Annotated in this window: 12 protein-coding genes; 4 read left to right on the plus strand and 8 right to left on the minus strand. The window is 59.9% G+C overall.

Annotation, left to right across the window (positions count from 1 at the left end; translation table 11 throughout):
- The first annotated feature begins 1 nt into the window (after position 1).
- From glmS to SB725_RS00710, 4 genes are all read left to right on the plus strand, one after another.
- Positions 2-1,834, plus strand: coding sequence for a glutamine--fructose-6-phosphate transaminase (isomerizing) (glmS, locus tag SB725_RS00695; protein WP_027926218.1), 1,833 nt, complete (start codon positions 2-4; stop codon positions 1,832-1,834).
- A gap of 80 nt (positions 1,835-1,914) precedes the next feature.
- A complete protein-coding gene (locus SB725_RS00700; RefSeq protein ID WP_410921141.1) occupies positions 1,915-2,841 on the plus strand; it encodes a LysR family transcriptional regulator in 927 nt (308 codons plus the stop codon).
- 106 nt (positions 2,842-2,947) lie between these two features.
- Positions 2,948-3,574, plus strand: coding sequence for a glutathione S-transferase family protein (locus SB725_RS00705; RefSeq protein ID WP_059181903.1), 627 nt, complete (start codon positions 2,948-2,950; stop codon positions 3,572-3,574).
- A gap of 63 nt (positions 3,575-3,637) precedes the next feature.
- The gene (locus SB725_RS00710) at positions 3,638-5,668 is read left to right on the plus strand and encodes a pyridoxamine 5'-phosphate oxidase family protein (RefSeq protein ID WP_027926221.1); all 2,031 of its coding nucleotides are present in this window, start codon (positions 3,638-3,640) and stop codon (positions 5,666-5,668) included.
- A gap of 125 nt (positions 5,669-5,793) precedes the next feature.
- On the opposite strand, the gene SB725_RS00715 is transcribed toward SB725_RS00710, so the two are convergent.
- The 8 genes from SB725_RS00715 to SB725_RS00750 are packed head-to-tail and all read right to left on the minus strand — an operon-like array spanning position 5,794 to position 14,783.
- Positions 5,794-6,924, minus strand: a complete 1,131-nt coding sequence (locus SB725_RS00715) for a glycosyltransferase family 4 protein (protein WP_410921143.1) — start codon at positions 6,922-6,924, stop codon at positions 5,794-5,796.
- 1 nt (position 6,925) lies between these two features.
- Entirely contained in the window at positions 6,926-8,056 is a 1,131-nt protein-coding gene (locus tag SB725_RS00720; RefSeq protein ID WP_410921144.1) for a glycosyltransferase family 4 protein, read from the minus strand.
- Positions 8,040-9,407 (minus strand): glycosyltransferase family 4 protein, encoded by a 1,368-nt coding sequence (locus SB725_RS00725; RefSeq protein ID WP_410921146.1) that lies wholly within the window; start codon positions 9,405-9,407, stop codon positions 8,040-8,042. Before SB725_RS00725 ends, SB725_RS00720 begins: the two co-directional genes overlap by 17 nt.
- Positions 9,404-10,657, minus strand: coding sequence for an ABC transporter ATP-binding protein (locus SB725_RS00730; protein ID WP_027926225.1), 1,254 nt, complete (start codon positions 10,655-10,657; stop codon positions 9,404-9,406). Before SB725_RS00730 ends, SB725_RS00725 begins: the two co-directional genes overlap by 4 nt.
- On the minus strand, positions 10,657-11,454 hold the full coding sequence (locus SB725_RS00735) for an ABC transporter permease (protein WP_027926226.1): 798 nt from the start codon (positions 11,452-11,454) through the stop codon (positions 10,657-10,659). Before SB725_RS00735 ends, SB725_RS00730 begins: the two co-directional genes overlap by 1 nt.
- A complete protein-coding gene (locus SB725_RS00740) occupies positions 11,455-12,897 on the minus strand; it encodes a mannose-1-phosphate guanylyltransferase/mannose-6-phosphate isomerase (protein WP_027926227.1) in 1,443 nt (480 codons plus the stop codon).
- Between the two features lie 3 nt (positions 12,898-12,900).
- Positions 12,901-13,872: a GDP-mannose 4,6-dehydratase gene (gmd, locus tag SB725_RS00745; RefSeq protein ID WP_027926228.1), complete on the minus strand. Its 972-nt coding sequence runs from the start codon at positions 13,870-13,872 to the stop codon at positions 12,901-12,903.
- A complete protein-coding gene (locus SB725_RS00750; RefSeq protein ID WP_027926229.1) occupies positions 13,869-14,783 on the minus strand; it encodes a GDP-mannose 4,6-dehydratase in 915 nt (304 codons plus the stop codon). Before SB725_RS00750 ends, gmd begins: the two co-directional genes overlap by 4 nt.
- Positions 14,784-14,905: the final 122 nt, after the last annotated feature.

Genomic DNA, 14,905 nt, shown 5'->3' on the forward strand with positions numbered 1-14,905 from the left:
CATGTGTGGAATTGTCGGCGCAGTCGCAGAACGTAACATCACCGCCATCTTGCTCGAAGGCCTCAAGCGCCTGGAATACCGTGGCTACGACAGCGCCGGTGTGGCGGTCTTCACCAACGATGAGAAACTCGAGCGCATGCGTCGTCCGGGCAAGGTCAGCGAGCTGGAACTGGCACTCGAGGCCGAGCCTCTGGTCGGTCGCCTCGGCATCGCCCACACCCGTTGGGCCACCCACGGCGCGCCGTGCGAGCGCAACGCCCACCCGCATTTCTCCGGCGACCTGGCCGTGGTGCACAACGGCATCATCGAAAACCACGAAGCCCTGCGTGAACAGCTGAAAGCCTTGGGTTATGTGTTCACCTCGGACACCGACACCGAAGTCATCGCTCACCTGCTGAACCACAAACTCAAGGATTTGCCCGACCTGACCGCGGCCCTCAAAGCCACCGTCAAAGAGTTGCACGGTGCTTACGGCCTGGCGGTCATCAGCGCCAAGCAGCCGGATCGCCTGGTCGCCGCTCGCAGTGGTAGCCCGTTGGTGATTGGTCTGGGCCTGGGTGAAAACTTCCTCGCTTCCGACCAATTGGCCCTGCGTCAGGTCACTGACCGTTTCATGTACCTGGAAGAAGGCGATATCGCCGAGATTCGCCGCGACAGCGTGCATATCTGGGACGTTGACGGCAAAGCTGTCGAGCGCGAAACCGTGCAGTACCGCGACGGTGCCGAAGCCGCCGACAAGGGCGAGTTCCGCCACTTCATGCTCAAGGAAATCCACGAGCAACCGTCTGTTGTTCAGCGCACCCTCGAAGGCCGCCTGAGCCCGAACGGCGTGCTGGTACAGGCATTCGGTCCACAGGCTGCCGAGCTGTTCGCCAAAGTGCGCAACGTGCAGATCGTTGCCTGCGGCACCAGCTATCACGCCGGTATGGTTGCCCGTTACTGGCTCGAAGAGTTGGCCGGGATCCCGTGCCAGGTCGAAGTTGCCAGCGAATTCCGCTACCGCAAAGTCGTGGTGCAACCCGACACGCTGTTCGTGACCATTTCCCAGTCCGGCGAAACCGCCGACACCCTGGCTGCCCTGCGCAACGCCAAGGAACTGGGTTTCCTCGCGAGCCTGGCGATCTGCAACGTCGGCATCAGTTCGCTGGTGCGTGAATCCGACCTGACCCTGCTGACCCAGGCCGGTCGCGAAATCGGCGTGGCCTCGACCAAAGCCTTCACCACTCAATTGGTAGGCCTGCTGTTGCTGACCCTGTCCCTGGGGCAGGTTCGCGGCACTTTGGCCAAGGGCGTCGAAGCCACATTGGTCGAAGAACTGCGCCGTCTGCCAACCCGTTTGGGCGAAGCCTTGGCCATGGACAGCACCGTGGAGAAAATCGCCGAGCTGTTCGCCGAGAAAAACCACACGCTGTTCCTCGGCCGTGGTGCGCAATTCCCGGTAGCGATGGAAGGAGCCCTGAAACTCAAGGAAATCTCCTACATCCACGCTGAAGCCTACCCGGCTGGCGAACTGAAACACGGTCCGTTAGCGCTTGTGGATAACGACATGCCGGTGGTGACTGTGGCGCCGAACAACGAGCTGCTGGAGAAGTTGAAATCCAACCTCCAGGAAGTCCGCGCCCGTGGTGGCCAGTTGATCGTCTTCGCAGACGAGAAAGCCGGCATGACCAATGGCGAAGGCACGCACGTTGTGCACATGCCGCACATCCACGACATCCTGTCGCCGATCCTCTACACCATCCCGCTGCAGTTGCTGTCGTACTACGTTGCTGTGCTGAAAGGCACGGACGTTGACCAGCCGCGTAATCTGGCGAAGTCGGTGACAGTGGAATAAGTTATCCACAGGTGACCGAAACCCTTAAAAATCGCAGCCTACGGTTGCGATTTTTTTTATCTGAATAAAGGACATGCCCCATGGACCGATTCCAGGAAATGCAGGTCTTCGCCGCCGTCGCCAAGGCGCAAGGTTTCTCGGCGGCGGCGCGAACTCTGGGGATGTCGGCGGCGAGCGTCACCCGGGCCGTCGCGGCACTGGAGCAGCGCATTGGCACGCAGTTGATCACCCGTACGACCCGCAGCGTGCATTTGAGCGAGGCGGGGCAGCGTTATCTGGACGACTGTCGCAGGATTCTCGCCGAGGTGCAGGAAGCGGAGGATTCGGCGGCGGGGAGTCATGCACAACCCCGTGGGCAATTGACGATCACCGCGCCGGTATTGTTTGGAGAGTTGTTTGTCACGCCAGTGATGGTTGATTACCTGGCGCAGTACCCTGAGGTCTGCATCAATGCGCTGTTGCTTGATCGCGTGGTGAGCATCACGGAAGAGGGCATCGATGTGGCGGTGCGCATCGGCGATTTGCCCGACAGTAATCAGCATGCGATCCGGGTCGGCGAGGTACGGCGGGTGATTTGTGGTTCGCCAGCGCTGATCGCGGCACATGGCCGGCCCTTGCATCCGCAGGAACTGGTACAGGCGCCGATTATTGCAACATCGGCCACGGGCCAATTACGTAACTGGCCCTTCCTTGAAAATGGCGAACCGCTGTCGGTGCGTACGGAGTCTCGGCTGGTGGTCACCGCCAATCAGGCTGCCATCACGGCCGCCTGCCTGGGGCTGGGGTTTACCCGCGTGTTGTCGTATCAGGTCGCGGGAAAGGTGGCGGCGGGTGAGTTGCAAATCATCCTGTCTGAATTCGAATTGGCGCCGTTGCCGATTCACGTGATTTATCAGGGCGGGCGCAAAGCGCCAGCGCGAGTGCGCAGTTTTGTCGACTTCACGGTGAAGGCCTTGCGCGAGCATCCAGCCTTGAAGAACGAGGCACTATTGCTCCAGCTGAAATAATGGATTGCATTTGCTGGTTATTCTATTGTTTCGGTAGCAGGCGGAAGATGGCAACCCATCGGCGCCGACTCTTTCCAAAGGGCGCCTCCACCCAGCGGAGTCGACCATGCAAGCCATCAAACTCTACAACTTCCCACGCTCTGGCCACGCTCACCGTGTGGAGCTGATGCTGTCCCTGCTGCAATTGCCGACAGAGCTAGTCTTTGTCGATCTGGCCAAGGGGGCGCACAAGCAGCCGGATTACCTGGCGATCAACCCGATGGGTCAGGTGCCTGCCATCGATGACCAAGGCGTCGTGTTGGCCGACTCCAATGCGATCCTGGTGTATCTGGCGCAGAAGTATGGCAACGGTCGCTGGCTACCGACTGATCCTGTCGGCGCTGCCAAGGTTCAGCGCTGGTTATCGATTGCTGCCGGGCCGATTGCCTTTGGTGTGGCCAGAGCCAGGTTGATCACCGTGTTCGGCGCGTCCTACAACGCTGAAGAAGTGATCGCCAATTCCCACGCTTTGCTGAAAATCATCGATCAGGAACTGTCTGCCACGCCATATCTGACGGGGAGCGAGCCGACCATCGCCGACGTCTCGGCCTACAGTTATATCGCCCATGCGCCGGAAGGCAATGTCTCGCTCGACGACTACCCCCACATCCGTGCCTGGCTGGCGCGCATTGAAGCCCTGCCAGGGTTTGTCGGCATGCCACGCACGGTGGCCGGCCTGCAAAAAACTGCCTGATGTTCACGGCCCGATCCGCTCGGGCCGTTCACGATGCGCCATGGGCGCAGGGGAGGAGCCGTTATGGAACATTCACCTTGGCACGCCGGCGAGAAACAGTTGCAGGCTCATGTGGGGGTTGCCGAGCGAATGGAGGCGTTCGGACGTAAGGTGATTCGCAGTCAGATGCCGGATCAGCACCGCACGTTCTATCAGCAACTGCCTTTCATGCTGTACGGCGCCGTTGATGTCGAAGGCAACCCCTGGGCCAGCATTCTTGAAGGGCAACCGGGTTTCGCTCATTCCCCCGATCCATCGCTGTTGCAGTTCGACCACCTGCCGGGCGCCGATGACCCTGCGCAGCTGCAAGACGGTGCTGCCATCGGTTTGCTCGGTATTGAGTTGCACACCCGGCGCCGCAATCGCCTCAATGGCCGAGTCAGCGCCGTTACGGCCAGCGGATTCGGCGTCACGGTGGAGCAATCGTTCGGCAACTGCCCGCAATACATCCAATTGCGCCAGTTTCGTTCGGTGCCCTTGGCGGACCCTTCGAGTCGCGTTGCGCAGCACCTGACTGAACTGGATGATGCGGCCAGGACCATGATCGTCGACGCCGACACATTCTTTGTCGCCAGCTACGTGGACGTCGATGGACAGCGTTCGGTGGATGTTTCTCACCGGGGCGGCCAGGCCGGTTTCGTACAGGTGGAAGGGAATCGCCTGACGATCCCTGACTTCGCCGGCAACCTGCATTTCAATACGCTGGGCAATCTGCTGGTCAATCCTCGCGCCGGTTTGTTGTTCATCGATTTCAATTCTGGTGACCTGCTGCACCTCAGCGGGCGTACCGAAATCATCCTCGACGGCCCGCTAATCGAAGCCTTTCAAGGTGCCGAGCGGCTGTGGACCTTCGAAGTCGAGCACGTGGTGCGCCGGCCTGCAGCGCTGGCTTTGCGCTGGCGCTTTGACGGCGTATCGCCCACCAGTCTGCTGACCGGCACCTGGGCGCAGGCCAATGCACGCCTGCAAGCCAAGGCTTTGGGCGATCATTGGCGGTCGCTGCGGGTGGCGCGAATCGAACAGGAAAGCCACCACATTCGTTCGATCTACCTGGAGCCTGCCGATGGCGCCGGATTGCCGGTGTTCCAGGCCGGGCAGCATTTACCTTTGCGGTTCAACATTGACGGTGACGTGCATATCCGCACGTACAGCCTGTCGAGTGCGCCGTCCGATGACTTTTTCCGTATCAGTGTGAAGCGTGACGGATTGGTGTCATCGCACCTGCATGAGCGGATTCGTGTCGGTGACGTGCTGGAAGCCCGTGCGCCTCAAGGGCATTTCACCGTGGCACCGCATGAGCGGCGCCCGCTGGTATTGCTGGCCGCTGGCGTGGGCATTACGCCGCTGCTGTCGATGGTGCGTGAGGTGGTTTATCAAGGCCTGCGCACGCGGAGCATCCGCCCGACCTGGTTCATCCAGAGCTCGCGAACCCTGGCCGATCAACCATTCCGCCCTGAACTGAACCGCTTGCTCGACGGGCTCGGCGACGCGGTGCGAGTCCTGCGTTTGCTCAGTCAGCCGGAGCCCGAGGCGCGCGAAGGGGAAGATTTCGACCTGACCGGTCGAATCGACGCCGACCTGCTCAAGAACGTGCTTGAGGTGGAAGACTACGATCAGCTGGATTTTGTCCTCTGCGGCCCAGGAGCGTTCACCCAGGCGATGTACGACAGCTTGCGTGACATGGACATCCGCGATTCAAGGATTCACGCCGAGACCTTTGGGCCGTCGACGTTGCGCCGGGTAGCCGATCCGGATGCAGTGATCATCGAGCAACCCCCGGCCGCCACGACGTCAGTACCGGTGGTGTTCGAGCGCTCGGCCAAAGAGGCGCGCTGGAAACCCGATAGCGGCAGTTTGCTGGAGTTGGCTGAAAGCCGTGGTTTGCGCCCGGAATTCAGCTGCCGTGGCGGTTCCTGCGGGACCTGCAAGACGCGCCTGATCAGCGGCGAAGTGACTTATCCACAAGTGCCGGCAGAAGTGCCCGGCGCTGGAGAGGTACTGATTTGCTGTGCGGTGCCGGCGCAGGGTTCGAAGCCGCTGGTGCTGGATCTGTAACCCCAGGTCCTGCGGCTCAACCCCTGTGGGCGCCGGGCTTGCCCGCGATGACGGTTTAACATTCAACATTCATGTTGACTGACACGCCGCCATCGCGGGCAAGCCCGGCTCCTGCAGGAAAGCAGTCAGGCGTAAGACAGGGATTTTTCCTCAAGCAGCTCTTCGTACAATTCGGTCCATTTGCGACCCATGTCGTCGGCTGTGAATAACTGCCGATACCGGGCCTCAGCCTTCACGCCCATTTTTGCCGCACGTGTCGGGTTTTCCCACAGCGTGCGCATCGCTTCACGGAAGGCTTGTGGATGACTTGGAGGCACCACCAGCCCGGTTTCATTGTGGATGTTGATGTAACTGGTGCCGGTGCCGATCTCGCTGGAAATCATCGGCTTGCCATACATCGCACCTTCCAGCAGCGAAATGCCGAACGCTTCAGAGCGCAAATGCGACGGGAACACCACGGCATAGCTCAGTTGCAGCAAGGCCACTTTATCCTCATCACCCAAACGTCCCAAAAAGTGCAGGTTCTGCAAACCCAGTTTTTTGGCCTGAGCATGCAGTTCAGCTTCCAGGGGGCCGGCGCCGACGATCACCACCGGATAATTCAGCCCCTGCATCGCTTCGAGAAGAATGTGCAGTCCTTTGTAGTAACGCATAACGCCGACGAACAAGAAGAACTTGTCGCCCAACTGTCGACGCCAGCGGTCAGTGCGCTCCATTTCAGGCTGTGGATAACCTGCCTTGTCCAACCCATAGGTGATTACCCGGGTTTTTTCGCGGTAATCCTGAAGAATTTCACTGGTATGAAAGTAGTTGGGTGAAGCGGCGACGATTCGATCGGCGCTGTCCAGAAACCGGCGCATCAAGGGTCGATACAGTTTGAGTAAATGACGCTGGCGAATGATGTCCGAGTGGTAACTCACTACGCAGGGCTTTTTGGTTGCGCTACAAAAATGCACCAGATCCATGAATGGCCATGGGAAGTGGTAGTTGACCACGTCGGCCTCTGCCGCCAGCTCACGAAATTGCTTGAACACACTGTAGGAGAAGCCGGTGGACGCCAGTTGAAAGTCCATTCTGGCCTGATGGACCTGATGTTCACGGATCTGGATCACGCCAGGTGCCGGGTTGTTACTCAAGGTCAGGACAGTGCTGTCGACCCCATGTCGCGCGCCGCTTTCGCACAACTGAAAAATGACCTGTTCGATACCGCCCATGGAGTCGGGCAAGTAGGTTTTGTAAAAGTGCAGTACACGCATATCAGTCTCCCATAACCTGACGGTAGGCTCGGGCCGTGACCTTCGCGCAACGCTTCCAGGAAAAAAGCTTCGCTTGTTGCAAACCGGCGTCGCGGCATGCCTGCCAGTGAATGGGGTCGTCGATCAACCGGTTCATGGCATCGCGTAAATGGTCTGGATTATCCGGCTCGATGTAGTTGCCAGCGGTTGCAGCGACCTCCGGCATGGCCGAATGGCGCGTCAGAATGACCGGCGTTGCGCTCGCCATGGCTTCAAGAACGGGCAGCCCGAACCCTTCGTACAGCGAAGGAAAGATCAATGCCCGGGCACCGGCCAGCAGTTGCGCCAGATCTTCATCCGGAAGATACCCGAGCAGGCATACGTCGCCTGTGGCCAGGGCTGTGCGCAATTCTTCACTGAACTGCTCGTGTTGCCAGCCGGCCATACCGACGATCAGCAGCGGAAAACGCTGACGCACCGCCTCCGGCAACAAAGCGTGGGCGCGCAGGGCGAGGGTCAGGTTCTTGCGCGGTTCCAGGGTGCCGACGCAGAGGAAATATTCCCGCGCGACGACGCCATGGGCCTTGAGAACGGCGTCGATGGCCTCGGGCGCCCGTGGGTGGAAACGCGCCGCTGCACCCAGTGGTGCGACGACAAACCGCTCGGCTGGCAGCCCGAAATGCGCCTGGGCTTCGTCGGCAATAAACTGCGAGTCGGTAAGAATCAGGCTCGCCTGGCGTACGCCGTCGGCCAGCCGCCGTTCAATTTCCCGCAAACGCGCGGGCGGCTGTGTGTCGGGGTAGTGCAGGTGAGTCAGGTCATGCAGAGTGATGATCGTCGGGCCGTCGAACGACAGCGGCCACAAACTTGGTTCGTGGTAGAGGTCGATGGATTGCGCGCGACCTTGATCGAAGCGTTTCTGCTCCAGCCAGCGCCGGGCCTGATAGGCCCCTGGAATCTGGCGCAGCAGCGGCGTCAGTCGCGAATAACCGGGCATGGCCGCTTCCGGCAGAGCTGAGCTCCAACCCCAGCCATGAAACAGCGCCAGTTCGATATCCGGCTCATCGGCTAACGCGTTCGCCAGTTCGGCGACGTAGTGGCCAATGCCGGTACGCGGAGCCTGGAGGATCCGGGCATTAAGGGCAATTCGCATGTTGCCTCTCTGTCATGACCGGCGCTTCTACAAGATTGTGCAGGGTTCGTTCGGCCAACTGGGCACTCGCTTCACGCCAGCCGATCCAGCGCCAGTGCGCGACGTCGTGGGTGGCCGGGAATTGACCGCTGCGCTCGAAATCCACGACCAGGTCGCACAGGCTGTGTGGCTCGGCCAGATCGAAGTACGCCATGAACTCGCCACCGATTTCGCGAAAGACCGGAATATCGCTGCCCATGGCCGGCAGTCCGCGCTGCATGGCTTCCACCAGTGGCAGGCCGAAGCCTTCGACATACGATGGAAACACCAGTGAGCTGGCGTGGCTGTAGGCGTGTTCGAGGCTGGTGTCACTCAGGTCGTTGAACATGAACAGACGCTGGTTCAGTTGCGGGTGATTGCGTACCCGCGCGAGCAGGGCGTCGCACTTCCAGCCGATTCGACCGGCAATGCACAACCGGGCCTTGGAGCCCGCCGCCCAAGCCAATTCGAAAGCGTCCAGCAGGTAATCATGGTTCTTGCGCGGCTCGATAGTACTGACCATCAAGAACACCGGTTCCGGTGTTTCAAATAGCCGGGCAAGGCGCGGTTCCACAGCCGCGGTTGCTTCGCTGAGGTCGAGTTCGGAACCAAGGTGGAAATAGTCGAACCACAGCTCATTGGCCTTGGCAGGACCGAGACGGCGCTGTAATTCCTCACGCACCTGGTCACGCACCGTGGCAGAAATTGCCATGTAGCCATCGGCCGTTCGGGTGATCCAATCGAACCATTCATTGAAAACCTGGACTAGCCGGGTGTCGTAGAACTGCGGGTGAGTCAGGGGAATCAGATCGTAGACCACCGAAATGATGCCCACGCCTTCACGTTTCAGCTGTTCGGCAAACGGGAAAAAGTCGGTATGCCAGGATGAGTCGAGCAACACCAGTTGATCCCCTGGCTGATGCAGCAACGGCGTGCAGCGTTTGGGCAGTTGATACTGGTTGATGCCTTCGATCACCCGCAGTGGAATGCTGAAGCAGGTGATCGCCGTCAAACGGTAGGCCACGTGCAGCAAGCGTTTGATCACTCGCGAGTGGCTGCGGTTATGCAGGCGTTGGTGCAGTTGCCAGATACGGTGAGCCAGGCGTTCCAGGCGTCCACCGAAGGTCATCAAGTGATCGAAAATCGGGATGTTCAGCGCGCCGAGCATCAGCACTCGATAGAGCTTGCCTTTGAGCATCACTACCGGGATGCAGTCGACACCATCCACCGATTCCGGCAATTGATTGACGACGTTGCGCACCACTCGCTGGATGCCCGAGTTGACCTTGGGGTGCTGGAAAACGTGGGTGCATTCCACCAGAAGGCGCGTCATGGTGTGTTTTCCGGCATCAGCGTTTCAACGGAGCGGGTGATGGTGGTTTTCGCCCCCAGCCACGAGCAGCCCACGAAGTCTTCGTGGCGGTTATTGATCACGTGGAACACCAGACCGTAGTCCCGCCATTCGAAATTGCGGTCCAGGTGCGAATCCAGACGGGACAGACTCAGGGCCACCGAATAGTTACCCTTGCCCAGTCCCATGATGAAAGCAAAGCGGTAGGTCACGCGCTCCCCGGCCTTCAGATCATTCAGCGCCTGGTCCTGGCGATGGGTGTTGATGCCGTACATAGCCTGGCCCAGGCGATCCTTGATCATAAAGCCCAGCACCAGCCGCTCGATGTCCTGGCGGATTTCGACGTCCACCTCCAGCACCACCGGCTGACCGACTTCCGCCGCATCGATGGACCGTTCGTGCTCGTCCAGCAAGCGCACCCGCAAAATCCCGGCTTCACCGGTGCCTGAAATAGTGCTGACCTGGCCGCCTGAGAGCATTTCCTGACGCACCGTCTGGCCTTCACGCTCGGCGAGTAGCGCGTTGTAGTAATCCATGACGGCTTCGGGTGTGCTGTGCATGGCCATCCGTCCCTTTTCCAGGAGGATCGCCGAGTCGCAGATCGACTGAATTGCCGAGCGGTCGTGGGACACGATCAACAGCGTGGTACCGGCTTTGCGGAAGCTGCGGATGCGGTCGAAACTTTTGTGCTGGAAGTAGGCGTCGCCCACTGACAGTGCTTCGTCGACGATCAAAATGTCCGGTCGCCGCGCGGTGGCCACGCTGAATGCCAGGCGCATCTGCATGCCGCTGGAATAGGTACGCACGGGATGATCGATGGCGTCGCCGATTTCCGCGAAGCGTTCGATCTCGGGCATCAATGCTTCGATTTCTTCGACTTGCATGCCCAGCAGTTGGCCGGCCATGACCGCGTTCTGCCGGCCGGTGAAGTCCGCATGAAAACCCATGCCCAGTTCCAGCAGGGCGGCGACGCGGCCTTCGAGCTGGATGCTGCCGCAGGTGGGTTGGGTGGTGCCGGTGATCATTTTCAGCAGGGTGCTTTTGCCCGCGCCGTTGACCCCGACGATGCCCACGGACTCGCCGGGCGCAATTTCGAAGGCCACGTCTTGCAGCACCCAGTGCTGGCGATGACGGATCGGCGAAAACGGGATCAGCCATTCAGCCAGTCGGCTCCAGCGATTGGGGTATTGCTTGTAGGCCTTGCCCAGGCCGGTGACGCGTATGTGCCCCATCAGAGTTCATCCACCATTTCACCGACCCGCTGACGGAACAACCGCAGCCCGATCACGCAGAACACCGTGCCGCTCACGAATATTGGCAGCAGAGAACTCCAGACCGGCCATTGGCCGTAAAGGAACACATTCTGATAGCTGGTAATCAGATTGGTCAGGGGATTGAGTTGCAGCAGGCGTTGTACCCATTCCGGCAGGATGCTCATCGGATACACGATCGGCGTCAGCCAGAACCAGAATTGCAGGCAGATGGCGAAAAATTGTCCGACATCGCGAAAGAACACATTCAATACACCCAGAATCATCCCCAACCCGGCACAAAACATAACCTGCAAGGCCAACAGCGGAATAAGCGCCAGCAGCGCCATGCCGGGCAGTCGCCCGCTAATCAGCAGAAAGCCGATGAACAAGCCGATGATGATCGCGAAGTTGATGCCGGCGTTGAACAACACGATCACTGGCAGGCAGATCCGCGGGAAGCTGATTTTCTTCAGCAGGTTGGCGTTGTCGAGAAACATGTTCTGACTGCGCACGGTGATTTCTGCGAACAACCCCCACGTCAGGAGGCCGGCGCAGAGGTAAACGCTGTAGGCCAAACCGTCATCCACCCCTGGCAAACGGGCGCGCATGATGTGGGAAAAGATCACTGTGTAGACGATGATCATCGACAGCGGGTTAAGCACGGTCCACAGGGCACCGAACAACGAATTTCGGTAACGCGCCTGGAATTCTCGCTTGACGCTACCGAGGATGAATCCCCGATAGCCCCACAGCGAGCGGTACAAAGAAAGCAGCATTCAAACCGTCCTGCCGTATTGGTCTTCGAAGCGGACGATATCGTCCTCTCCCAGGTATTCGCCGCTTTGCACTTCGATGATCACCAGGTCAATCACGCCGGGATTTTCCAGGCGATGCCTGTGGCCGGCGGCAATGAACGTTGATTCGTTCTTCGCGACCAGATGAGTACCGGTGCCGTTGTTGGTGACCTTGGCCATGCCTTCGACCACCACCCAATGTTCATTGCGATGGTGGTGCATCTGCAGCGACAACTTACCACCGGGCTTGACCACGATGCGTTTGATTTTGAAGCGAGGGCCTTCTTCGAGCACGGTGTAGGTGCCCCACGGCCGGCTGACCGTACGGTGCAGGCGATAGGCTTCGTGCTTCTTGTCCTTGAGCTGCTTGACCACCCGACGCACGTCCTGCGCGCGATCGGCGTGGGCGACCAACACGGCGTCGGCGGTGTCGATGATGATCAGGTTATCCACACCCACGGCCGCTACCAACCGTTCTTCGCTCTGGACAAAGTTGTTGTGGCTGTCGATGAACACGGCATCGCCGCTGGCACGGTTGTTTTGTGCATCGGCAGGCACGAGTGCGGCCACTGCGCCCCAGGAGCCGATATCACTCCAGTCGAATCGGGCGGGCACCACGACCACTTTGTCGGAGTGTTCCATCAGCGCGTAGTCGATGGAGATGTCGGTGATCTCGGCGAACAACGCCGGGGACAATTCCTGTTGCAGGCAACCGACGGTTTCCACCGGGCTACTGGCCGCCATGCAGGTTTTCGTCTGCTCGAGCAACTCGGGGGCGTGGATCTGCAATTCGGCCAGCACGGTGGCGATCGAGAAGCAGAACATCCCGGAGTTCCACAGGAAATGGCCGCTCTCCAGGTAATGTGTCGCGGTTTGCAAATCAGGTTTCTCGACGAAGCGCTGCACTTTGGCCGCGCCTTTTCCGTCCAGCGCAGCGCCGGTTTCGATGTAGCCGAAACCGGTATCCGGCGCGGTCGGCACCACGCCGAAGGTCACCAGGAAACCCTCCCTGGCCAGTGCCACGGCGTGTTCCACGGCGGTCTTCAAAGCATCTTCGTTGAGGATCAAATGGTCGGCGGGCATCACCACCATGATCGCTTCATCGCCGTGCAGGGCTTGCAGTGACAGGGCGGCGGCGGCGATGGCCGGGGCCGTGTTGCGGCCCGTCGGCTCCAGCATGAAGTGCCCGCGATGACGGCTGAGCTGCGCCTCCTGATAGTGATCCTTGCTCTGGAAGTAGTAGTCGCGGTTGGTCACCGTGACGATATCGCCCCAGCCATCGAGCAGGCCGGCGGCCCGCCGATAGGTTTTGCCCAGCAGCGACTGACCGTCGGGCAAGGTCATGAACGGCTTGGGATGGCCCTCGCGGGACACCGGCCACAAGCGCGTACCGGCACCGCCGGAGAGAATCACGGGAATCAGCATGGCCTACTCCTTGGCGACGCGTTTCATGTCCGCATCCATCATCATGCGGATCAAGGTATCCAGATCGGTCTTCGGCTTCCAGCCCAGTACGCGCTGGGCTTTGGCCGGGTTGCCCAGCAGCACTTCCACTTCGGCCGGGCGGAAAAACGCCGGGTCGATTTTCACGAAGTCGCGGTAGTTCAGGTCGACGTGTTCGAAGGCGATCCGGCACATTTCGCGCACGGTGGTGGTGATGCCGGTGGCGACCACAAAGTCATCAGGCTTGTCTTGTTGCAGCATCAGCCACATGGCTTCGACGTAGTCGCCGGCAAATCCCCAATCGCGTTTGGCGTCAATGTTGCCCAGGCGCAGTTCCTGCTGTTTGCCCTGCTTGATGCGGGCAGCGGCGTCGGTCACTTTGCGGGTCACGAACTCGATGCCGCGCAGGGGCGATTCGTGGTTGAACAGGATCCCGCTGCTGGCGTGCAGATTGAAACTTTCGCGGTAGTTCACGGTGATCCAGTGGCCATACAGTTTGGCCACGCCGTACGGGCTACGCGGATAGAACGGAGTGTTTTCGTCTTGCTGCTCGGCCTGGATCAGGCCAAACATTTCGCTGGTGGACGCTTGATAAAAACGCGTGTGCGGACTGAATTGGCGAATGGCTTCGAGCAGGTGAGTCACGCCCAGGCCGTCGACGATACCGGTGGTGACGGGTTGGTCCCAGGAGGCGGCGACAAAGCTTTGCGCCGCCAGGTTATAGACCTCGTCCGGGGCTGACTTGATGACCGCGCGCTGCACCGAGCAGGCATCGGCCATGTCGCCGTCCAGGTAAACGATGTCGCCCTCGACGCCCATTTCACGCAAGCGCCAGCGTGAATCGCTGCTGCGCCGCGCCACCAGGCCGTGGACTTTATACCCCTTGTCGAGCAGCAGTTTGGCCAGATAAGCGCCGTCTTGGCCGGTGATCCCTGTGATCAGTGCACTTTTAGTCATTCTTGTCGTACTCGCTTCTCCCAGTCGGACAGGATCGCCCGCAGGGATTGTTGTGTTGTGATTTCAGGCGTCCATCCTGTGGTCTGGGCAAGCTTGGCATGGCTGCCACAAACGCGACGCTGATCTGCGCGACGAAGGCGCGCGGGGTCTTGAATCAATTGCATGTCGACCTGGGCGAGGTCCCCCAGTTGTTCGATCAAACTGCGAATGCTCTGCTCGTGTCCCGAGCAGATGTTGTAGACCTGTCCCGGCACGCCCTTTTCCAGCAGCGCCAGGTAGGCCGAAATCACGTCGTCAACGTCGAGAAAATCGCGCGTGACGTCGATGTCACCGACTTCCAGTTGCGGCGCTTGCAAGCCTTGTTTGATTCGGCTGATCTGCCGGGCTGCGCTGGCGATGGCGAAGCTTTCATTCTGGCCGGTGCCAATGTGGTTGAACGGACGGGCAACCATGACCGGCCAGCCTTCGCTCAGGCCCCATTGCAGGCTAAGGAATTCCGCCGACAGTTTGCTCACGGCATAGGGATTGCGCGGGCAGGGTGGCTGTTGTTCGGTAATGGGCAGGTCGGTTTCGATGACCTGGCCGTAGACGTCGCCAGAACTGATGTACAGAAACGTCCCGGTGAAACCGCGGGCCTTCAGGGCTTGCAGCAGGTTCAGGGTGCCGAGCAGGTTGATGTTGAGCGTGCGCGCCGGATCGCGGAAGGCTTCGGGGACGAAGGTCTGGCCGGCCAGGTGAATGACTGCATCGGGCATCTCGGGCCACAGGCCTTCGAGGCTGCCGGGCTCGGCGAGATCGTAACGGGAAGCGGCAGGCAGAAGTGTCCATGCCGAGGCATCAGCGTTCAGGCGAGATTGGATGTGTTGTCCGACGAACCCACTCAGACCCGTCACGAACAGACGCTTTTTCAAACAGCAGCCCCTTGGTCATTCATTTCGTCCGTTTCCCCACAGGCTTTATGGAGATGTCTGACAGACCGGGTGGATGGGTTGGTCGAAAGACAGGAGAAATGCATTGTTGTAGTTGTTTGGTA

Origin of the sequence: Pseudomonas sp. SIMBA_041, assembly GCF_046535095.1 — a bacterium.
GTDB lineage: Bacteria > Pseudomonadota > Gammaproteobacteria > Pseudomonadales > Pseudomonadaceae > Aquipseudomonas > Aquipseudomonas mucoides.

What these genes read in the sequence shown, in the direction of transcription:
- glmS (WP_027926218.1), top strand. Translation starts at nt 2, where the DNA reads ATGTGTGGAATTGTCGGCGCAGTCGCAGAACGTAACATCACCGCCATC.
- SB725_RS00700 (WP_410921141.1), top strand. Translation starts at nt 1,915, where the DNA reads ATGGACCGATTCCAGGAAATGCAGGTCTTCGCCGCCGTCGCCAAGGCG.
- SB725_RS00705 (WP_059181903.1), top strand. Translation starts at nt 2,948, where the DNA reads ATGCAAGCCATCAAACTCTACAACTTCCCACGCTCTGGCCACGCTCAC.
- SB725_RS00710 (WP_027926221.1), top strand. Translation starts at nt 3,638, where the DNA reads ATGGAACATTCACCTTGGCACGCCGGCGAGAAACAGTTGCAGGCTCAT.
- SB725_RS00715 (WP_410921143.1), bottom strand. Translation starts at nt 6,924, where the DNA reads ATGCGTGTACTGCACTTTTACAAAACCTACTTGCCCGACTCCATGGGC.
- SB725_RS00720 (WP_410921144.1), bottom strand. Translation starts at nt 8,056, where the DNA reads ATGCGAATTGCCCTTAATGCCCGGATCCTCCAGGCTCCGCGTACCGGC.
- SB725_RS00725 (WP_410921146.1), bottom strand. Translation starts at nt 9,407, where the DNA reads ATGACGCGCCTTCTGGTGGAATGCACCCACGTTTTCCAGCACCCCAAG.
- SB725_RS00730 (WP_027926225.1), bottom strand. Translation starts at nt 10,657, where the DNA reads ATGGGGCACATACGCGTCACCGGCCTGGGCAAGGCCTACAAGCAATAC.
- SB725_RS00735 (WP_027926226.1), bottom strand. Translation starts at nt 11,454, where the DNA reads ATGCTGCTTTCTTTGTACCGCTCGCTGTGGGGCTATCGGGGATTCATC.
- SB725_RS00740 (WP_027926227.1), bottom strand. Translation starts at nt 12,897, where the DNA reads ATGCTGATTCCCGTGATTCTCTCCGGCGGTGCCGGTACGCGCTTGTGG.
- gmd (WP_027926228.1), bottom strand. Translation starts at nt 13,872, where the DNA reads ATGACTAAAAGTGCACTGATCACAGGGATCACCGGCCAAGACGGCGCT.